Origin of the sequence: Qipengyuania nanhaisediminis (assembly GCF_045862805.1) — a bacterium.
GTDB classification, from domain to species: domain Bacteria; phylum Pseudomonadota; class Alphaproteobacteria; order Sphingomonadales; family Sphingomonadaceae; genus Erythrobacter; species Erythrobacter nanhaisediminis_A.
Window position 1 is genome coordinate 306,953 of sequence record NZ_AP025760.1, and the last position, 20,767, is coordinate 327,719.

At 65.9% G+C, this 20,767-nt stretch carries 16 protein-coding genes; 10 read left to right on the forward strand and 6 right to left on the reverse strand.

Features of this window, described 5'->3' with window-relative positions:
* Positions 1-24 precede the first annotated feature (24 nt).
* The 9 genes from ACKTSM_RS01520 to ACKTSM_RS01560 all read left to right on the forward strand — a co-directional run bounded on the left by ACKTSM_RS01520 (position 25) and on the right by ACKTSM_RS01560 (position 13,198).
* On the forward strand, positions 25-2,196 hold the full coding sequence (locus ACKTSM_RS01520) for a polysaccharide biosynthesis protein (protein WP_407875386.1): 2,172 nt from the start codon (positions 25-27) through the stop codon (positions 2,194-2,196).
* Positions 2,193-3,683 carry an O-antigen ligase family protein gene (locus tag ACKTSM_RS01525; RefSeq protein WP_407875387.1) on the forward strand — a complete coding sequence of 497 codons (1,491 nt, stop codon included), beginning with the start codon at positions 2,193-2,195 and terminating at the stop codon, positions 3,681-3,683. The genes ACKTSM_RS01520 and ACKTSM_RS01525 overlap by 4 nt, the downstream gene beginning before the upstream one ends.
* Before the next feature lie 47 nt (positions 3,684-3,730).
* A complete protein-coding gene (locus ACKTSM_RS01530) occupies positions 3,731-4,498 on the forward strand; it encodes a polysaccharide biosynthesis/export family protein (RefSeq protein ID WP_407875388.1) in 768 nt (255 codons plus the stop codon).
* Positions 4,499-4,509: 11 nt separating this feature from the next.
* Positions 4,510-6,729, forward strand: coding sequence for a GumC family protein (locus ACKTSM_RS01535; RefSeq protein ID WP_407875389.1), 2,220 nt, complete (start codon positions 4,510-4,512; stop codon positions 6,727-6,729).
* A gap of 5 nt (positions 6,730-6,734) precedes the next feature.
* On the forward strand, positions 6,735-8,012 hold the full coding sequence (locus ACKTSM_RS01540; RefSeq protein ID WP_407875390.1) for a hypothetical protein: 1,278 nt from the start codon (positions 6,735-6,737) through the stop codon (positions 8,010-8,012).
* A complete protein-coding gene (locus ACKTSM_RS01545; protein WP_407875391.1) occupies positions 8,009-8,692 on the forward strand; it encodes an acylneuraminate cytidylyltransferase family protein in 684 nt (227 codons plus the stop codon). The genes ACKTSM_RS01540 and ACKTSM_RS01545 overlap by 4 nt, the downstream gene beginning before the upstream one ends.
* Entirely contained in the window at positions 8,689-10,950 is a 2,262-nt protein-coding gene (locus tag ACKTSM_RS01550; RefSeq protein WP_407875392.1) for an N-acetylneuraminate synthase family protein, read from the forward strand. The genes ACKTSM_RS01545 and ACKTSM_RS01550 overlap by 4 nt, the downstream gene beginning before the upstream one ends.
* Complete coding sequence (locus ACKTSM_RS01555) at positions 10,941-12,347, forward strand: surface carbohydrate biosynthesis protein (protein ID WP_407875393.1); 1,407 nt, start codon at positions 10,941-10,943, stop codon at positions 12,345-12,347. Before ACKTSM_RS01550 ends, ACKTSM_RS01555 begins: the two co-directional genes overlap by 10 nt.
* Before the next feature lie 212 nt (positions 12,348-12,559).
* On the forward strand, positions 12,560-13,198 hold the full coding sequence (locus ACKTSM_RS01560) for a GNAT family N-acetyltransferase (RefSeq protein WP_407875394.1): 639 nt from the start codon (positions 12,560-12,562) through the stop codon (positions 13,196-13,198).
* On the opposite strand, the gene ACKTSM_RS01565 is transcribed toward ACKTSM_RS01560, so the two are convergent.
* Genes ACKTSM_RS01565 through ACKTSM_RS01575 form a run of 3 tightly spaced genes read right to left on the reverse strand, consistent with a single transcriptional unit; the run spans position 13,123 to position 15,445 of the window.
* Complete coding sequence (locus tag ACKTSM_RS01565) at positions 13,123-14,079, reverse strand: ATP-grasp domain-containing protein (RefSeq protein ID WP_407875395.1); 957 nt, start codon at positions 14,077-14,079, stop codon at positions 13,123-13,125. The two genes, ACKTSM_RS01560 and ACKTSM_RS01565, sit on opposite strands and share 76 nt — an antisense overlap.
* Entirely contained in the window at positions 14,076-14,795 is a 720-nt protein-coding gene (locus ACKTSM_RS01570) for a metallophosphoesterase family protein (RefSeq protein WP_407875396.1), read from the reverse strand. The genes ACKTSM_RS01565 and ACKTSM_RS01570 overlap by 4 nt, the downstream gene beginning before the upstream one ends.
* Positions 14,792-15,445, reverse strand: a complete 654-nt coding sequence (locus ACKTSM_RS01575; protein ID WP_407875397.1) for an SDR family NAD(P)-dependent oxidoreductase — start codon at positions 15,443-15,445, stop codon at positions 14,792-14,794. The genes ACKTSM_RS01570 and ACKTSM_RS01575 overlap by 4 nt, the downstream gene beginning before the upstream one ends.
* Positions 15,446-15,546: 101 nt before the next feature.
* Between ACKTSM_RS01575 and pseI the strand changes: the two genes are divergently transcribed.
* Positions 15,547-16,590 carry a pseudaminic acid synthase gene (pseI, locus tag ACKTSM_RS01580; RefSeq protein ID WP_407875398.1) on the forward strand — a complete coding sequence of 348 codons (1,044 nt, stop codon included), beginning with the start codon at positions 15,547-15,549 and terminating at the stop codon, positions 16,588-16,590.
* A 5-nt stretch (positions 16,591-16,595) separates the two neighbouring features.
* On the opposite strand, the gene ACKTSM_RS01585 is transcribed toward pseI, so the two are convergent.
* Genes ACKTSM_RS01585 through ACKTSM_RS01595 form a run of 3 tightly spaced genes read right to left on the reverse strand, consistent with a single transcriptional unit; the run spans position 16,596 to position 20,493 of the window.
* A complete protein-coding gene (locus ACKTSM_RS01585; RefSeq protein ID WP_407875399.1) occupies positions 16,596-18,062 on the reverse strand; it encodes a DUF6418 domain-containing protein in 1,467 nt (488 codons plus the stop codon).
* Positions 18,059-18,955 carry a hypothetical protein gene (locus ACKTSM_RS01590; protein WP_407875400.1) on the reverse strand — a complete coding sequence of 299 codons (897 nt, stop codon included), beginning with the start codon at positions 18,953-18,955 and terminating at the stop codon, positions 18,059-18,061. The genes ACKTSM_RS01585 and ACKTSM_RS01590 overlap by 4 nt, the downstream gene beginning before the upstream one ends.
* Positions 18,952-20,493, reverse strand: coding sequence for a lipopolysaccharide biosynthesis protein (locus ACKTSM_RS01595; RefSeq protein WP_407875401.1), 1,542 nt, complete (start codon positions 20,491-20,493; stop codon positions 18,952-18,954). The genes ACKTSM_RS01590 and ACKTSM_RS01595 overlap by 4 nt, the downstream gene beginning before the upstream one ends.
* Positions 20,494-20,767: the final 274 nt, after the last annotated feature.

The window sequence follows — 20,767 nt, forward strand, 5'->3', positions numbered from 1 at the left end:
CGTGATCGGAAAAAAGGCGGTTCGATGTCCTATTCCAGACTTTCCGATACTGCGGAAAGGCGCGTCGCCGCCCTGCTCGCCGCTGCGCTCGATTTCGCCTCGCATTCGATGACCTGGCCGCGCCCGGTCAAGCGGCTGGCGGTGATGCTGGTCGATGCGGGCCTGTGCGCCGTTGCGGTTTGGATCGCCTTTTCGCTGCGGCTCGGCGCGCTCAAGGCGATTGACGATGCCTTCCTGCTGGTGACTGGCGCCATGCTGGCGCTGTGGTATCCGATCGCGCTGATGCGCGGGGTCTATCGCGCGATCTTCCGCTTCTCCGGCCGCGGCGCGATCGTCGCGCTGAGCGTGTCGATCATGCTGCTCAGCGTGCCGCTGGTCGTGGTGGTCGCGGTGATCGGAATCGAGGGCGTGCCGCGCACGCTCGCCGTGCTCGGTCCGCTGGTGTTCTTCCTCGCGGTGGCGCTGTCGCGCATCGTCGGGCGCTACGTGCTGGTCGACCTGTTCAACGCCCGCAATCCCGAAGCATCATCGCGCCGGATCGTCCTGATTTACGGGGCCGGGGCAACCGGGCAAAGGCTCGCCAGCGCGCTTGGGACCGAGGGGGGGATGCAGATCGCCGGTTTCGTCGACGACGACCACTCCAAGTGGGGGCACCTGCTCGACGGTCGCAAGGTCTATCGCAGCGCGCAGATCGCTGACCTGATCGCGCGGCGCGGGGTCACCGATGTCGTGCTCGCCATGGCGCGGATCGGCTTTGCCCGGCGCAAGGCGATCATTGCCGCGCTCGAGGCGCTGCCCGTCAATGTTCAGACCGTGCCGCCGATGCGCGACCTGATCGAGGGGCGAATCGGGGCCGATACGCTGCGCCCGATCGAGGTCGAGGACCTGCTTGGCCGCGGGGTGGTGCCCGGTCATGACGACCTCCTCGCTCGCCCGGTGGCGGGCAAGCTGGTCATGGTCACCGGGGCGGGCGGCTCGATCGGTAGCGAGATCTGCCGCCAGATCATCGCCCAGCGTCCGGCGGGTCTCGTCCTTGTGGAGGCGAGCGAGTTCGCGCTCTTCACGATCGGGCGCGAGCTCGAATCCGCCCTCGCCGAAAGCGGCTCAGGTGAGAGCGGGGCATCGGTGCCGACCATTCATTCGCGGCTCGCCGACGTGTCCGACAAGCACGCCGTGGCGCGGCTCATGGCCGAATTCGCGCCTGACACGATTTTTCACGCCGCCGCCTACAAGCATGTCCCGCTGGTCGAACAGAACGTCGTCGAGGCGGTGCGCAACAATGTGCGCGGGGCGCGGCTCATGGCCGAGGCCGCGCTTGCGGCAGGGTCCGAGCGGTTCGTCCTCGTCAGCACCGACAAGGCAGTGCGTCCACCCAATGTCATGGGGGCAAGCAAGCGGGTGTGCGAGATCGTGCTCCAGGATCTCGCCCGCCGCGCCGATCGCGCTGCTGCGCGCGGAAAGGCTGCGCAGCGGACGATCTTCGCCATGGTGCGGTTCGGAAATGTCCTGGGATCGAGCGGTTCGGTGGTCCCGATCTTTCGCCGGCAGATCGAGGCCGGCGGCCCGGTCACTGTCACCGACAAACGGATCACCCGCTACTTCATGACCATATTCGAAGCCGCGCAGCTGGTGATCCAGGCCGGCTCGATGGCGCGGGGCGGAGAGGTGTTCCTGCTCGACATGGGTGAGCCGGTGAAGATCTGGGATCTTGCCCGCAGCATGATCCGGCTCGCCGGGCTGAGCGTGCGCGATGCCGCCAATCCGGCCGGCGACATTGCCATCATAGAGACCGGATTGCGCCCGGGCGAAAAGCTTTACGAGGAGCTGCTGATCGGCGAGCGAGCCGAGGAGACCGAACATCCCCGCATCATGCAGGGGCACGAGGAATATCCTCCCACGGCCGCGATCGAGCGTGCGCTTACCCGGCTCGACAGCGCGATCGCCCGCGGCGATGCCTGCGGATGCCGCGCCGCGCTCGCAGCGCTTGTCCCGACGCTCGAAGCCGCGCCGCAAGCGTCGGGGCCGCTCCGCCGCCTTGAGAAAGGCGGATTGGCAACAAAAGAGCGCGCGAACGGGTTGCCCGTCAATTCCGGTTTTGCGGAGAGGGCAGAACCAGCCGCCGCGCAGACAGGAGAGGCGAGTGCCGAGCCTGTTGCGGCCGGAACTGCGCTGCCTCGAGAACAGGCCACGCGATGACCGCGCGCCCCCGCAGCGCAGCGCACGCGACGCGCCTTGTCGGCGGCGCGCTTCCTGCCGAGCGGATCGCCCAACTCGTCCTCGCGGCCTATGTCATCGCGGTCTTCGCGCTCGGCGGCGGCGCGCGCGACGACATCTCGTCGCTAGCGATCCTGCGCCCGCTATCGATCGCGGTGCTCGGCTATGCGCTGGTGATCGCCGATAGGGAGGTCCTTCGCGCCAATCGGATGCTGATCGGACTTGCAACCGCCTGGACGGGGCTGGTTGCGCTGCATCTGGTCCCGCTTCCTCCGTTTCTGTGGCAGGCACTGCCGGGGCGCGAACTGGCGGTTGCGATAGACGAGGCAGCGGGGCTCGGTCCTGTCTGGCGTCCGCTCAGCCTGGTTCCCCACCGCACGCTCAACGCGCTGCTCTCGCTGAGCGTGCCGCTTGCGCCGCTGGTGCTCGCGCTGGCGATACCGCGCAGCCAATTGCGCTTCACGCTCCCCTTGCTCGTCGTGCTGGCTTTCCTCTCTGCGCTGGTTAGTCTGCTCCAGGTCGCCGGCGGCGGCAGCGGCGCGTTCTATTTCTACCGCATCACCAATGACGGCTCGGCGGTCGGGCTGTTCGCCAATCGCAATCACAATGCGATCGCGCTGGCCCTGGCGATTGCCGGCCTTGGCGCGCTGCGTTCGCAGCTGATGGTGCCGCGCGAACTGGCGAGACACCGGCCGCTGATCACCACCGTCCTGGCGCTGACGCTGGTCCCGTTTCTGGTGCTGACCCAGTCGCGCGCAGGGCTGGCGCTCGGACTCGTCGCACTGATCGCCCATGTCGCTCTCGCATCCGGAAGGATCGCCATCAGGCCATCGCCGCGATTGGTGCTGGCAGGGGTGATGGTCATCGCTCTTGCGGTCACCAGCTGGCTGCTCGCTGGAGAAAGTGCGATTGCGCGCCTCGCTTCGGGCGCCGATGCCGCGATAGAGATGCGTTTCGCAATCTGGCCTACAAGTTTCCGCCTCGCTCTCGACCATTTTCCCGCAGGCTCGGGGATCGGCACCTTCGTCGAAGTCTATCGGGCCGGCGAACCTGCCTCCACTTTGGGGGCAACCTATATCAACCATGCGCATAACGATTTTCTCGAGATCGCGCTGACAGGCGGGCTGCCCGCGCTCGCCCTGCTGACAGCCGGTGCCGCGTGGCTCGCATGCACTGCCCGGCGTGCGCTTGCAGCGGCACGGGGCGCTGAGAGGGTGATGCGTTCCTATGGGGTCGTGGTCCTGGCAATTTTCGCTCTTGCCAGCCTTTACGACTACCCGCTTCGCACCCCCAGCCTCGCAGTTCACTTCATTCTGGCCCTAGTTTGGATTGCGGGCCGCGAGAGCCGCGATACCAGTCGAACCAGGTCGCACTGGCGTCCAAAAACCAGCGCGGTTTCCGATGCAGCGTCCGGGCCATGCCCGGATCGGGAAGCCGCCCGCAATATCAGCGCGCCCGGCGCGCGGTGATGCGTTTTCGCCGCGCTCGGTGCGCGGGTGACAGGGGTTCGATTCTCATGCAGTTTCCGCCATCGCTTTCACTTCGTCCGCGCTTCACGGCCGCGTTCCTGGCGCGACGCAGCGTGGTCGCCTTGCTGGGGGCCGGGCTGTGTGCATGCGCCTCGACCCAGCCGCTCGGCGGCGCCCCCGGGCTTGCAGTGGTTCCCGCAGCCGAACTGCCCGCTCCGCTGGCCGGAGAGGGGTCCTATTCGGCGCGCCCCTATCTCGTCGGCCCGTTCGACAAGCTGGTGATCGATGTCTTCGGGATCGAGGAGCTGAGCGGGCGTGAGGTCCAGATCGATGCGAGCGGCCGCGCCTCGTTCCCGCTGGTCGGCTCGTTCGAAGCGGCCGGCAAGACCCCCCGCCAGATCGAGGCCGAGCTTGCGAGCGCACTGGCCGGCAAATTCGTCCGCGATCCGCAGGTGACCGTGAACCTCGAGGAAACGGTGAGCCAGGTGGTCACGCTCGACGGACAGGTCCGCGAACCCGGGCTCTACCCTGTGATCGGCAGGATGACCCTGATGCAGGGTGTCGCCACCGCGAGCGGGTTGAGCGAATTCGCCAAGGTCGATGATGTCGTCGTGTTCCGAGAAGCGGGCGGCCAGCGTTACGCCGCGCTCTACAATCTGGGTGCGATCCGCCGCGGGATCTACGGCGATCCCGAAATCTATGCCGGTGACATCGTGGTCGTGGGCGAATCGCATTCGCGCCGGCTGTTCCGCGATGTGCTCGCCGCCACACCGCTTCTGACCGCGCCCATCGTCGCGCTGCTCCAGAACAATTGAGGGGCTAAGCGATGAACGACAATTCCAGCCTCATCCCGATGCGCGGACCCGGTCCGATGGGCCCGCCCCCAGGCGAACAGGCAGCGCGCGGCGCGGCGCTGGGCATGCGCCCCTTGGTGATCGAATGTCTCCACATCCTGCGCCGCCGCAAATGGATCATCCTGGTGGTGATCGCCGGGGCGTTGCTCGCCGCGCTGGTGGTCACTCTGCTTTCGCGTCCGGTCTACACCGCTACCACCCAGGTGCAGGTCAGCCGTGACGAGAACAACGTCACCAATGTGCAAGGGGTCGAATCCGAAAATGCCGGGCGCGATCTGGAATTCTACCAGACCCAGTACGCCTTGCTCGAGGCGCGCTCGCTAGCGGAACGCGTGGCGCGCGGCTTGCGCTTGGGCGAAAACGAGGACTTCTGGAACGCCCACGGGCTCGATCCGGAAACGATCGATGCGGCCGCGGTGCGCACCGGCCAGGCTGCAGACCCGCGCGCTGCGGGCGATGTTCGCGAGAATGCCGCGGTCGAGATGCTGCTCGAAAACATCGCGATCGATCCGATCCGGGGTTCGGCATTGGTCGATGTCAGCTATTCCAGCTTCGATCCCGAGCTTTCGGCGCAGATCGCCAATGCCTGGGTGAACGAATTCATCGCCCAGTCGATCGCGCGCAAGTTCGATTCGACCGCCGAGGCGCGCAGCTTTCTCGAACAAAGGCTCGAGGAATTGCGTGGCCGGGTAGAGGATTCGGAGCGCGCCCTCGTTGATTTCGCCACCGCGCGCGGCATCGTGACGCTTGCCAGCAATACCGGCGGCGAAGGCAGCGCCCAGTTTCGCGAACGCACGCTGGCCGCCGAAAATCTCGAAGGGCTCAACGAACAACTCATCGCCGCCACCGCCGCGCGTATCGAGGCCGAGGCGATAGCCAGCGGAACGGGCGCTGCGCAGACCACTCCAACTCTCGCCTCGCTGCGCGAACAGCGCGCGCTTGCTGCCTCGGAGATCGCGCAGCTCTCGGTCCAGTTCGAACCCGGCTATCCCCGGCTCGCGGCATTGCGCGAACAGGTTGCAACGCTCGACGCGGCAATCGCCGAGGAACAGAGCCGGATCGGAGGCGAAGCGCGCGAGGCGTTGCAATCGGCCCGGCTGCGCGAGGCCGAGCTGCGCGCACGGGTCAACGGCCTGTCGGGAGAAGTGCTCTCGCAGCGGCGCGATGCGATCCAGTACAATATCTACCAGCGCGAGGCTGACACCAACCGGCAGCTCTATGACAGCCTGTTGCAGCGCTACAAGGAAATCGGCGTCGCGGGTGTCTCGGCGAGCAATATCGCGGTCATCGACCCCGCGCAGCCTCCGCAGCGCCCGTCATCGCCCAACCTGATATTGAACCTCCTGCTCGCCGCGATCGCGGGCAGTATCGGGGCCCTGGGCCTGGTCTTCGTGCTCGAACAGAGCGCCGAGGGAGTGACCGACCCGAGCAAGGTGCAGGAGCTGCTCGGCGTGCCGCTCCTCGGCAGCGTCCCGCTCGTGCCCGAGGGAGACAACCCCGGCGAACTGGTGGCCGACCCCAAGAGCGAGATTGCCGAGGCGTATTTCGCGATCCGGTCGAGCCTCGCCTTCACCACCCCTCAGGGCGTACCGCGCAGCTTCATGCTGGTGAGTTCGCAGCCGGCCGAGGGCAAGAGCCTGAGCGCCATGGCGCTGGCGCTGGCAATGGGCCGCACCGGCAAGAGCGTGCTGCTGATCGACGCCGATCTGCGCAACCCTTCGGCGCATTCCTATCTCGGCACTCACCGCCAGTTCGGCCTGTCGAACTATCTCGCCGGCCAGGACGCCGTTGCCGAACTGATCCAGCCGGTGCGCGAGAATGTCGACCTGCTCGCATCCGGCCCCTCGGTGCCGAGCGCGGCCGAGCTGTTCTCGAGCGAGAGACTGCGCGCGCTGGTGCTGCGGATGGCCGAGCAATACGATCACGTGATCGTCGATTCTGCGCCCGTCATGGGGCTCGCCGATGCCCCGCTGGTCAGCCAGGCGGTCGAGGCGGTGGTCTTCGTCGCCGAAGCCGGGCGCGTATCGGCGCGCGGGCTCAATTCCGCTCTCGAACGCATGGTCGCTGCCGGGGTGCCAGTGGTCGGGGCGATCCTGACCAAGCTCGACCAGCGCAGCTCGCATTACGGCTATGGCTACGAATACAGCTATGATTACGCCGCGCGCAGCGAACGCCTGCCGGTGGAGGCATAGGGGCGATGGCGGGCACCTATCCTGCGCGCAACGCCAGGCCATGGCGGTTCCGGGCGGCGGGCACGGCCCTGATCCTCGCCCCGGTGGCGCTGTTTTCGTCCGCGTTCTCGCTCGCGGTTGCCACCGACACCCGTCAGCCCGCGATCTCGCAGCAGCTTTACAGCTCTCTTCCGCGGGCCAAGACCCGTCTCGGCGATCTCGCCCTTGCACGCGCCCTGGCGCAGAATGCGCAGAGTGGTCCGGAGAGCGCAGCGACGGTTGCAGCCAGCGCGATCAATGCTGGCCTCAATCCCCGCACGCGGCTGTCGATCGAAGCGCGCGCGCTGTCGAGCCTTGCCGACACCGCGCTCTCACCCGAGGCGCTGCGCCAGCTTGCCTTCGTGGCCGAGGACGAAGAGCGGCGCGCCACCCTGCTCGACCTCGCGCGGCGCGTCTCGCGCCGGGATGTCGCCGCCGCCGCGCAGAGCGCCGAGCTTGCCTTCGCACGCGGCGATCACGATCGCGGCTTTGCGGTCCTCGACCAGGCGCTGGCTATCTCGTCGCGGCTCGATGACTCCATCTTTCCCCTGCTGTTGCGGTCTTCGCGCGATCGCGACTTCGCGCGGCTCGTTCGCGCCTCGCTTTCGGCTGACCCGCAATGGGCGGAGCGGCTTGCCGCTCATGCCAGCAACGATTCTGAATCGGCTGCGCTGTTCGCTCCGCTCGCCGGCGCGTTGGCGCCTCGTTCGCGCGCGCTCCTGGTGGATTACGGCGCACCGCTGATCGAAAGGCTGACCGAAAGCCATCGCTACGAGGAAGCCTTTGCCGCTTACCGCGCCTATGCGCGGGGCCCGCAGGACCCGGCCGCGTTCGGGTCGCAACCTCTCGCTCCGATCGACTGGCAGCTGGTGGACCAGTTCGATCACGGCGCAAGGCGGATCGGATCGGCGCCCGGTTCGGTCGAGCTGTTCGCCCGCGCCCGGCGCGAAGGCGATGCCGCGCGGATCGTGCTGGCCCGGCGACCAGGTTCCCACGTCCTGAACCTCAAGCTCTCCGAACCGCGCGGAAGCGGCGGCAGCCTCGCGCTCACCCGCACCTGCCTCTCGCGCGCCGGCGATGGGGCGAGCGAAATCACTCGGGCGGCACTCGAAGCGGATCAGGTCGCTTTGCGCTTCACTGTGCCCGATGGGTGCCCCTACCAGTCGCTCCGCCTCGCAATCCAGTCGGAACGCGAAGCGATCAGCGTTCTCGTCGACGATGTCGCGATCGAGCGCTCGGCCGTTTCGGGAGAGGGGCAGCTGTGAAGGTGCTTGCGATCATACCCGCACGCGGCGGTTCCAAGGGGCTTCCGGGCAAGAACCTCCGTCCGATTGCCGGCGACCCGCTGATCGTCTGGTCGATCCGCCACGCGCTCGCTTCGCGCTGCGTGACCGACACCGTGGTAAGCACTGACTGCGAACAAATCGCCGAGGTGGCGCGCAATGCCGGGGCGCTCGTACCCTTCCTCCGCCCCGCCGCCCTGGCGAGCGACACCGCCCCGACCGAGCCGGTCATGCTGCATGCGCTCGCCGCGATGGAGGGAGCGCGCGGCCGCTACGACCTCGTCGCGCTGCTCCAGCCGACCTCGCCGCTGCGATCGCCCGACATGACCGACCGCGCATTTGCCCAGCTCGAGGCCGAAGGCGCTGACAGCCTGCTGGCTGTTACCGAGTGCCATGCCTTTTTCTGGCAGCGCGACCCGGTCCGCGCGAGCTACGATTACCTCGCGCGGCCCCGCCGCCAGGACATCGTGCCTGCCGATCGCCGTTACCGCGAAACCGGTTCGCTCTACCTCACCCGCCGCGATCTGCTGGTCAGCCAAGGCAACCGCCTCGGCGGCAAGATCGCGCTGTTCGAGACCAGCGAGAACGAAGGCTTCGAAGTCGATTCACTCGCTGATCTTCGCCTGCTCGAAACCCTCATGAAAGAGCCCGCTCCGGCATGATGATAGAAAAGAACCTGAGGCCATTCGTGGTCTTTGCAGAAGAAGACCTGCTCACCGCGCTGCGCAAGATCGGTGAAAACCGTCGCGGGGCGGTGCTGTGCATTTCGCAATCGGGCCGCCTCGAAGGCGTGCTGACAGATGGGGACGTGCGCCGCTGGCTGCTGGGCAGGCAGGATTTCGATTTCGACACCACCGCGATCGCGGTCGCCAATTCGGGCTTCACCGCCGCGCGCGAGGGAATGAGCGATGCCGAGATCGAGGCGCTGTTTTCCGACAGGATCGGGTTCGTGCCGGTGCTCGACGCGTCCGACCGGGTCGTCGCGGTGGCATGGAAGGACCATGGCATGGTGATGATCGGCAATCGCGCGATCGGCGCGGATGAGCCATGCTACGTGATCGCCGAGATCGGCAACAACCACAATGGCAGCCTCGATCTCGCCAAGCGCCTCGTCGACCTTGCCGCCGAAGCCGGTGCCGATTGCGCCAAGTTCCAGCTGCGCGACATGGCCTCGCTATATCGCAACGAAGGCGATGCCGGCGATCAAAGCGCCGATCTCGGCGCGCAATACACGCTCGACCTGCTGGCGCGCATGCAATTGTCGAACGACGAGATGATCGCCGCTTTTGATCATTGCAAATCGGTCGGTATCCAGCCGCTGTGCACTCCCTGGGACGAACCCAGCCTCGCATTGCTCGAAGATTACGGCATGCCCGCCTACAAGCTGGCCTCGGCCGACCTTACCAATCACGAATTGCTCGCCGCCATGGCACGGACCGGCAAGGTGCTGTTGTGTTCGACCGGCATGTCCACCCAGGCCGAGATCGAGGATGCGGTCGCGGTCCTGCGCCCGCACGGTGCGCCCTTCGTGCTGCTCCACTGCAACTCGACCTATCCCGCACCGTTCAAGGACATCAACCTCGCCTTCATGGACACGCTCGGCAAATATTCGAACGGGCTTGTCGGTTATTCCGGCCACGAGCGCGGCTATCACGTGCCGGTCGCGGCGGTTGCGCGCGGGGCCAAGGTGGTTGAGAAGCATTTCACCATCGACCGCGCGATGGAAGGCAATGATCACCGGGTCAGCCTCCTTCCCGGCGAATTTCGCGCCATGGTCGACCAGATCCGCGAGATCGAGGCGGCGATGGGCAGCAGCGCGGCCCGCCGGGTCACGCAAGGCGAGATGATGAACCGCGAAGTGCTCGCCAAGAGCATTGTCGCCGCGCGCCCGATAGCCGAGGGTGACACGCTCACCGATGCCGATCTCGCGATCCGAAGTCCGGGCCAGGGATTGCCGCCCTATCGCCGCGCGGACCTCGTGGGTCGCTCCGCCAAACGTGCGATGAAGCAGGGCGACTTCTTCTTCCCGAGCGATCTCGACGAACGCCACGCCAAGCCGCGCGAATATCGCTTTCGCCGCCGCTTCGGGGTGCCGGTGCGCTACCACGATTTCGCGGCGATGGCGCGGGCGAGCAATCTCGACCTCGTCGAGTTTCATTTCTCCTACAAGGATCTCGAGGTCGATATTGACGAGGCGCTTGGTCCAGCGCCTGAAGGGGGGCGCTCACCGCTCGAACTGGTGGTCCATGCACCCGAACTGTTTGCAGGCGATCACGTGCTTGACCTGTGCTCACGCGACGACGCCTATCGCTCGCGATCGATCGACGAGATGCAGCGGGTGATCGACGTCACCCGCGCGCTAGCGACGCGCTTTGCCGAATGCGGGCCGGTGCCGATCATCACCAATGTCGGCGGATTTACCGAGAGCCGCGCTTTGCCCGATGCCGAGAAGCCCGCAATGTATGAGCGCGTCGCCGAGGCACTCGCCCGGCTCGACAGCGCGGGCACGGAAATCATCCCGCAGACCATGCCGCCCTATCCGTGGCATTTCGGCGGCCAGCGGTTCCACAACCTGTTCATGGATGCAGGCGAAATCGCGCGTTTTTGCGAGGACACGTCCTCGCGCATCTGTCTCGATATCTCGCATTCGGCGCTGGCCGCTACGCACCAGCGCGGCAGCTTCAAACAGTTTCTCGAAACCGTCGGGCCATATTCGCGGCATTTGCACGTGGTCGATGCCGACGGGGTCGATGGCGAGGGCTTGCAGATCGGCGAAGGCTCGGTCGATTTCGCAATGGTTGCCGAAGTGCTCGACCGCACCGCGCCCGAGGCCAGCTTCATTCCCGAAGTGTGGCAAGGCCACAAGGACAATGGCGCAGGGTTCTGGACCGCGCTCGACCGGCTCGAAGCATGTTTCTAGGCGATGTCCCCCGGCGCCGCATCGGACTCGTCGTCGACCATCCCGAGCGCGACCTCGACGGGCTGTGCCTGGTGGCGCAGCGGCTCGCCGAGCGCGGGCATGAAAGCGTGCTGCTGCCTTTCTACACCCAGCATTTCGACCTGCCCAACATCCGGCTCGACGCTATCGTGCTCAACTATGTGCGACCCGCCAATCTCGCACTGGTGCGCGCGGCGGCTGCACGCGGGATCGCGCTGGTGGTGCTCGATACCGAGGGAGGGCTGCTGCCCGATAGCGGGCCGACTTCGCCTGCCGGGATCGCACGGTTCCTTCGCGCAAGCGGGATCGACAGGCAGCTCGCGCTTTACCTGTTCTGGGGCGAGGCACTGCGCGAACGCATTCTCGCCGATACCGCCTTGCCTGCTCACCGCGCGCTGGTGACCGGATGCCCGCGCTTCGATCTGGCGCGCCGCGAATACAATGCTCCAAGCGGCACGCCAGCCGTAATTCTCGTCAACACCAATTTCCCTGTGGTGAACCCCGCTCTTGCCGATGGCTCGGCTATCGATGATCGCGCGCTGGCGAGCGTGGGATTTGCGCCAGACGAAATCCGCGCGATTGCGCAAAGCGTGCAATTGGTGATGGACCGGGTTATCGACGCGGTTCAGATCTTGGCAAGGGCTCGCCCAGCGCGCCGTTTCGTGGTGCGTCCCCACCCGTTCGAAGCGCTCGAACCCTATCATCGCGCCTTTGACGGGTTTGAAAATGTCACTGTCCGGCGCACCGGCAGCGCGGTTGAGGCGCTGGCCTCGGCGTCATGCATGCTGCATGTCAATTGCACCACCGCGATCGAGGCCTGTCAGAGCGGGGTCCCCCCGATATCGCTCGATTTTCTCAACGAGGCGGCCTTGGTCCGCATGGCGCGGCTTCCTTCGCGCATCAGCCATGGCGCCGACAGCATCGAACAAGCGCTCGATCTGATCGACCGCGCCGAAAGCCTTTCAGCAGGAGTCATGCACGAGGCGATCACGCCCCATTTCGGCCCGCTCGACGGCAAGGCCGCGATCCGCATCGCCGAGGCGCTCGCTGACCGGCCACTGCCATCTTCGGCGGGCGAGGACCCGCAGCCATGGCGACAGCGCATCGCCGCAGCGCTTGGCGCGGCGATCGGTTCGCGTGCGATCGAATCGGCGCGGCGCGCTATCAGGCCGGCGCGGTCCATCAAGGGCTTCACCCTTTCGCAGGTGCGCGACAGGATCGATCGCTTCGCCGGATTGCACGGCCATGATGCCGCCAGGGTCGAACCACTTCGCACCGCGCTCGGATTGCCGATCATGGCTCTCAGGATCAGCCCGTCATCCGAAAAGAACGCCATGCTCCACGATCTCGATCAGCTTGAGGGTCAGTCACATGCATGACGGCACATTGCCCATGATGAAAGGTTGGACGACCGGTGGCGCTCCATGGGCAACGCAGCGGATATCGCCGTGATCGTGCGCGGCCTAAGATCTGAACCCCTCGATCGGGAGCACGCCGTTCCCGCATCCGACATTGCCTCCACCGCATGCAGCCGGGTCGCGCATGCCGTGGGGCTATCGATAGCCCGGGCCTCTGGGCGCGGGCCCACCTCATGACGCGCGCCTATCGCCACCTTCCCCCGCTCGAATGCGAACGGGGCGATTATGCGATACGCTGTGTCGAAAGCGACGATATCGAGGCGATCCGATACTGGCGCAACTCCCAGATGGAGGTGCTGCGCCAGCGCGAGGTGATCACCGCAGAGGCGCAAACGCGCTATTTCAAAGAGACCATCTGGCCGCAGATGAACGAGGCGCGACCGAACACGATCCTGGTGACCGTCCTCTACCAGGGCGAGCGCATCGGATATGGGGGGCTGGTCCATTGCGCCTGGGCTCATCGCCGGGCTGAAATCTCGATCCTTTTCGACCCCGCGATCGCCGCGCGGCGCGAAAAATACCGCAGCGCGCTGCTGGCCTTTCTCGACATGATCGGGGCGATCGGATTTGGCCGCCTCGGTTTCAACCGGCTGACGCTCGAAACCTATGCGTTCCGCTCATTCCATATTCGCGTGCTCGAAGAAGCGGGATATGCTTGCGAAGGGCGGCTTCGCGAACATGTTTCGGTCGGGGGACGGCTGGTCGACAGCCTGCTGCACGCCCGGCTTGCATCCGATCACACCGATTTGGCGAGTCCGGCCCTTTCATCCGCGACGCGTTCGATCCGGGTGCCAGCAGGCGGCGGATCGTAATCCTCGACCGGCAGGTCAAGCCGGTCCGAGATCGCCCAGATCGCGTCACGAAAGCCGAGCTTGTGGCGAAAGCCGACCGTACTGGAAAAGCGCGGATTGATCTCGAAAATCATGGGCACGCCGTCATCGAGGCGAAGCTGGACATTGATCGCCCCGTCGAGGGCAAGCGCATCGGCCACCTGATCACACAATTTGGTAATGCGCGGATCATGGACCACTTCGCCGCTGCCGGTGAGGCCGCCGCGAAGGCGGCGACGGAAAGACAACGATCGCGGCTCCATTTGAGCGAACCGCGCCAGACCGCAGGTATATTCCTGGTCGTCCGCGCTCAGGCGACGTTGCCAGAGCGCGCCGCGCCGCTGATCGACGAGGCCGTCATAATCGCTGCGCGACAACAACGTCAGGCCCTTGCTCCCCTGCCCACTGCGCGGCTTGATGACGAGATCGTAGTCACCGGGTTCATCGCGCCCCACGATACCGCATTCGGGCACCGCGATGCCCGAGGATGCGAGGGCGCGCGCGGTCGCCAACTTGTCGAGACCCGTCGCGACCGCGCGGGCATTTGCGGTGAGGACTGGTGCGCCGCCAATGCTCGCGCCGATCAATCCGTGCGACAGCAGCCGGGCAAGCTCGGCCTCGGCCAGCGGGATGATCAGGCGGACGCCCTCGTCGGCCACGATGCGTTCGAGGGCAGCGAGATATGCCGGGTCATCGGCGCGCGGCAGATGGTGCATCCGGTCCACATGCCGCGCGCCACCGGGCGAAGCGTTGCAATCAGCCCCGAGGATCGGCACCGAAGCAAAGCTCTCCCGCAGCACTTCGGCAAGTGCCACGCCGATATCTCCGGCCGCGCCGGTGAGCAGGATCGGTCCCGAAATCACGCGGCGGCCCTATCGAGCCTTCCGCGCATCAAGCGGCGGGACAAGGCGATGCGATCGGGATCGCGCGCGGCGCAAGCGGATTGCAGTCCGGCGACGTCGAATTCGGTTCGGCGCATCGCCGTGACCCCAGTGTCGGCATGGACGATCGCCCAGGAAGCCAATCCGCCGATATCGCGCGGCTGCCCGACCGATCCCGGATTGACCAAGGCCGGCGGGCCGGGGCGCATCATCGGCCAGTGGGTGTGCCCGAGCCAGATCGCATCGCCATCGAAGCCTTCGACAACCTGTGCGAACCGATCCTGAGAGGAATCGGGATAGATATAGGCGTCAGGATCGAAGGGAGCGCCATGGGCAAGCCGGACCTTGAGAGTGCCCAGCGCCACGTCGCGCGTTTCCGGCAGCGCACCAAGCCATTGCCAGTGCTCGGCATCGAATTGTTCGATCACCGCATCGAGGCCCGAACCATATCGCGACCGATATTGGCGGAGCCGGGCACCATCGCTGCGCGCCTCGATCGCCATGCGATCGTGGTTGCCGCGGATTGCGATGCAATCGAACTGCGCAAGCGCCTCGATCACCGCGCGCGGCTCGTAGAAATAGCCGACAAAATCGCCGAGCAGGACAAGCTGCGCGATCCCTTCGCGCCGCACTTCGGCAAGAACCGCGTCGAGCGCTGCGATATTGGCATGAATATCGGCGAGAAGCGCGACCCTCACGGCGCGATCCCGCACTGGGCGAGGATGTCTGCCGCGACGGCCGCGGGCTCTCGCAGCAATGCGCGCGGGGCCGCAGCCGGATCGCCGCGCGCGCGCAGTGCGGCCTGCATCGCCGTATCGATCACCCCGGGTTGGACCTTGTGTAGCGTCACGAATTCCTCCTCGAGCGCGAGCACGTCCCACGCCATCGCGGCGGCAGCCTTCGAAGCGCAGTAAGCGCCCCAGCGGGCGATTGGCCGGTGCGCCGCACCGCTCGATACGTGGACAATCTCGAACGGTGCGGCGCATGTTGCGGACGCCGCGGCCAGGACCCGCGCGATCGCGATCGGGGCCTCAACATTCACCCGCATCGCGCGATCGAACGCCTGCGCGAAACTGTCGCTCCGCATGCCTGCATCCGGCAATGTTGCGGCGATATCGAAAAGCCAGAGATGGGAAAATTCGAACTGCCTCAGCTTTGGACCAAGCAGCGCCTGCCAATCGCAAGTCTCGGCGAGATCGGCGATAACCGTCTGGTCGCATGGCACGGGCGACCCCTTATCGCGGGAGCGCATGAGAGCGATGATCGCGATCCCCTGCGCCGAGAGCGCCTCGCACACCGCCTTTCCGAGGCCTCCGCCGGCCCCTGTGACGACGGCTAGCGCGCTCACCGCATGCCGCCTTGCAGACTAGGTCCAAAAGCGATGTTGGCCGAGTTGCAAAGGACGTGGGCGGCGCCAAGACAGGAGCGCGCAACCTGCCGGAGACTTGCATGAAAATCGCCGATCGCCCGATCGATGCCCAGCACCCGCCCTATCTGATCGCGGAGATGTCGGCCAATCACAATGGCTCGCTCGACCGTGCGTTGGCGATCGTCGACGCCGCAGCCGATGCCGGCGCCGATGCGATCAAGCTGCAGACCTACACCGCGGACACGATGACGCTCGATTGCGATGATCACGGCTTCGTGATCCAGGACCGCGACAGTCCGTGGCACGGGCGCCACCTGCACGAACTTTACAACGAGGCGCATCTGCCATGGGAATGGCACCGCCCGATTTTCGAACGCGCCGCCGAGCGATCGATCCATTGCCTGAGCTCGCCCTTCGATGCGAGCGCGGTCGATTTTCTCGAAGGGCTGGGAGCGCCGGCCTACAAGATCGCCTCTTTCGAACTGGTCGACCTGCCGCTGATCCGCGTGGTCGCTGCCACGGGCAAGCCGATGATCATGTCGACCGGCATGGCCACTCCTGCCGAGATCGACGAGGCGGTGCGCACCGCGAAGGCGGCGGGCAACGACCAGATCGTCTTGCTCAAATGCACCAGCACCTATCCGGCGACACCGGCCAACACCAATATCGCCACCATTCCGCATCTCGCCGCGATGACGGGATGCGCTGCAGGCCTTTCCGATCACACCATGGGCTGCGGCGTCGCGGTTGCGGCGACCGCGCTGGGCGCGGTGCTGATCGAAAAGCATTTCACCCTTTCGCGCGCCGATGGCGGGGTCGATTCGGCTTTCTCGATGGAGCCTGCTGAGCTTGCCCAGTTGCGCGAGGAGACCGTGCGTGCCTGGCAAGCGATCGGCACGGTCCGCTATGGCGATGTCGCGGCGGAGGACAGCTCGCGCACGTTCCGGCGTTCGCTTTACATCACCCGCGACCTGGCCGCCGGATCGGTGATCGACGAAAGTGCAATCCGGGCGATCAGGCCGGGTTTCGGCCTTGCTCCGCGCCATCTCGACGCGCTGATCGGCCGGCGGGTGTCGCGCGACGTGGCGCGCGGCACCCCGGCAAGTTGGGACCTGATTGGCTAAACCGGTCACTGCGTCTCGGCCGGTCGCGCCGCACCTTGCGGACCGAACCGGCTTGCCGTGCTGCGCGTGGCATCGGCGTGCCATCGGGCCAGCGCAGCTTGTGCGGCATTGGCGCTCGCCTGACAGCGCGCCGCGCGGGCCACGATTGCGCTTTCCGCTGCCCAGCACCCCAGGAACAGCGCGATCTTCACCCAGTAAGTGGGTGTCATCAAGAAGGTCACCATCCCGCCGGTGAAATGCAGCGTCAGGCCGAAATAGACATAAAGGCCGAGCACCGAGGTCAGCACCAGGTTGCGGTAAAGCAGGCCGAGGAAAAGGCTGAGGAACCAGGCCGCGATCAATCCTGCCAGCGGCATGGTTAGGAAGGGCAGATAGGCGCCCAGCAATTCGAAATGCACCTCGGGATAGCCGCCATTATAGGCCTGGCCGAGCTCGGTCAGTTCGGCGGCACGAAAATAGCCAAGCTCCACCGTCATGAGATACTGGATCGTGCTGTTGCGCTCGAAATCCATGGGGTTGAGAATCTCCCCCACGGCATATTCGTTGATCGGGTCGGCGGGGTCCGAAAAATCCACCCGCTCCCAGCTATTGGCCCATAGCTGGACCGGCTGGACGAGCACCCGCTCGCGTATTTCGTGAAGCGGGTCGCGATAATCGCGCACGTTGTAATAGGAATTGTAGAGCAGGCCCGACACCATCGCGACCGACGCCAGGGCAACCATCACGCGGCTTGCACGCGATGTGAGGATGCGTTGTGCGATGCGATGGCGATCGAGTTCGCCGATGCGCCCCGCCTGACGCGCGATCAGGACAAGCGCGGCGGGCATGAGGTAGAACGACACCAGCACGAAAAAGACGCTGAATCGGTTGCCGGTGATCACCCAATAGGCCGCCAATGCCGCCGCCAGTCCGGCAAAGCGCATGTCGTAGCCGCGCCCGTTGATCCGCGGGAGAACGGTGAATGCCCCGAACAGGAAATTGAGCAGGAAGTTGAGTTCGTAGACAGTGGAGTGAATAGGGCCGGCGCTGTGCGCGTAGGCAATCCGGTCGATCCCCTGGAGTATCGGAACCGTGCCGGTGAGGACGAAATTCACCGCCAGGACGCCGAGAACAGCGAGCCCGGAAACGAAGGCGCCGTTCGCTGCGACCCGGTGGTAGTCTGCATAAATGGGGCGCAGGTTCGCGAGCTTCTGAAAGCGCCGCCCGCGATCGGGAAAGAGCAGCATGAGCGGAACGACGAAAGCAAGCGCCGAGACGATGAAGACCGGGCCGGCGAAATTTCCGCCGACGAACTGGTTGAGCTCGCGCGTGTAGAACGGACCGAACACATCGAGCACGGTGACGTCGATGGCGCGGTAGACCAGCGGGAAGATCGTGAAGAACCCCGCGATGCACATGGCCATGCGGTTGCGCACCAGCACGGCCATCAGGCCCAGGAATCCGCCGAGCGCGAGGATGCTGAAGATACTCATGTCCATTGCTGCCCGAGCACGGCGCGCACGGTCTCGTCCGCGCCGGGGGCGGGAGCAAACCGGCTGCCATCGCCGAAAATGCGCGGCGCAGTGGTATAGGTCGCGGTGTAGAGCACGCGACCGTGACCCGGCGCGACGCGGCTACCCATATGCAGGCAACGCGAGGTCTCGACCGCGAAAACCGAAAGCCGCTTTGCCAAAATCCGCTCCAGATCGGAGCGATCTACGCGCGAAAACAGCCAACAATCCGAAGCATGGCTGCGCACGCTCCCGCCCACGCGGTCCGAACGCGGACCCGGCAGGAAGGTGAACGGCCCGTCATTCGCGCTCGCGACATCGGTGAGATAGACGAACAGCTTGATCGTGCGGACATCGTCGTGGTCGCGGTGCCACAATTGCGACTGGCTCAGCGCTCCCGCATTCGCACGCGACACGGTCAGAAGGACGTAATCGAGGAGCGGCAAGGTCCGCAAGGTCTCCGCAAGGACACCGAGAATACGCGGTTGCAGGGCGAAGCGGGCAAAGACCGTGTCAGCCGGTATCAGGCCGTCGATAAGGTCGCAATCGAGCGGCCGGGTCCAGAACGCCTTGTTCGAGACGCCCAAAGGCAATTCGGTAGTTTCGTCCGCATCGACCCGCTCCTGCGCGCGTGCAGCGAGGGCATCGAGCAGATCGCGATCAACAAGGTTATCGAGCCGCACGAAGCCGTCGTGTTCGAGCTTGCGCGCTGCCGCGACCGCTTCACCGCATCGGGGCAAACCTCTGGCAAGCGCCGCGCGCCGCGCCATGGCCGAGCGGCGTGGGAGAGCGCGCGCGGACTTGACCAGGGCGGCTGCCGGCGAGCGCAGGATCCGGTAACGCATCCGGGCACCGAGGCGCGTGAGCGGGGTCACCGCGCGCGCTTCCATCGCTGGATGATCAATGCTGCAAGCCAGCCGCGCTCGACATCGGTGAGCACGAGGCGCACGATCGCACCAAGATAGACCGCCCCGCCAAGTGCATAGGCGGCGAAGCCGGGCAACCACACCCCTTTTGCAAGCCACCAGGCACCCGGTGCGAGCAGCACCACGCCCAAAGCGCCCGACAGCACAACAGGGCCGGCCAGTGCGGTGCGAAAAAGCACGCCCGGATCCGCACCGTGTGCGAGGCGGAAGACAAGAAGGACGCAAGCAAACATCGCTGTCCCGGATACCAACAGCGCGGCGAACACAAAGCCGAGACCCCACCGTTCCAGACCTATCGAGAGTGCAACGACGAAAGCTGCGCCAATCGCGCAATTGGCCCGCACGAAAAGCCGGAAATGGCTGTGGCGGGTGAGTGTTGCGCTGCAGTAATTGCTGGCCAGAAACAGGGCCTGGAACCCGGTGAAGGCGACGAGATAGCCGGCCAGCGGGCGATAAGCGGCCCCGACCCACAGCTCGAGCAGGACCGGCGCAAGAAGCGCGCTCGCCACGAGGAGCGGCATGGCGACGAGGTAATTGGCGCGCAGCCCCTGGAGGGCGAATGCGCGCCGCGCCTCGTCGCTCGCACCGCGGGCCTCCCTCTCATCGCCGGCTCCACCTGCATCGAGCCGGGCGATATGCGGAAGCACCGCGGCATTGAGGCTGCCCTGCAAGGTCTTGATCACGCGCGGGATGCGGGTCGCCAGCTGGTAGGCTGTCAGCGTGACCGGCCCGAGGATCGCCCCCACGAACAGTTCGGGCAGGCGGTTGAAGCCCTGGCTCACCGCGTTGGCGCCGAAGACCGATCCGGACATCGCGACCACGCCGCGCAAATCCTCGGCCCGCGGCAGGGGAGCGCGGACGGCGAACCATCCGGTGCCCTCGCGCCATGCTACACAGGCGAAGGCGAGCGCAAGCACCAGCGCGACCACCTGTTCGAACAGGACCAGCGCGACGAGGTCAGTGGTCAATTGCAGGAGAACGAAGGTGCCGAGGGCGAATACCAGCCGGTCGGCCAGTTCCCAAATCTTTGCCACGGCAAGTTCCTGGCGCGCGGCGAAGTAGGCCTTGACCATCAAGGCCGGGAATCCAGCCAGCAGGCCGGCCCCGACCACGGTCAGGGCGCGGCGCATTTCCTCGGCGTTCTCGGCGCTGATTGGAAACAACCGCGCAAATTCCGTCTGGGCAAGCGCGATCGTTGCAGCGGCCATCACCGCACCGATCGCGGCGAACAGTTTGAATCCGCTCGCCAGCATTGCGCGAAACGCGGCGCGATCGCCGTTCGCGTGATAGCGCGCCAGGTAGCGCACGATCGCTCCCTGGAAACCGAGCTCGGCCAGCGAGGCGAGCCCGAGCAGGTTGAACAATTGCAGGATCAGCCACAGCCCGTATCGCTCGGGTCCGAGCATCGCCAGCATGTAGGGCACCAGGATGATCGCCAATGCCATTGCAGCCGCTTGTTGAGCGAAGCTGAAGGCAGTGTTGCGCATCAGCGGGCTGCGCGCCTGCGCATCATGCGGCACGGCGCCCGGCCGGGTGGGTGCGGGGAGCGTTTCGGGCGGACCTTGAGCCAGTGTTCGACCTCGCGTGGCTGCGGTCCGGCGCGCAGGGCAGGTTGCCTCGGCAATGGACCTAGAAGGGAAGGCCAAGCGCGCGGCGGGACCTTAAGAATGGTGGCGGATCCGAAAGGCGGTTTCGCCCGGACCTCCTCGACCCCGCGCTGGCAACCTTGCCTGCACGGACACCCGCAACAACCAAGGTGGA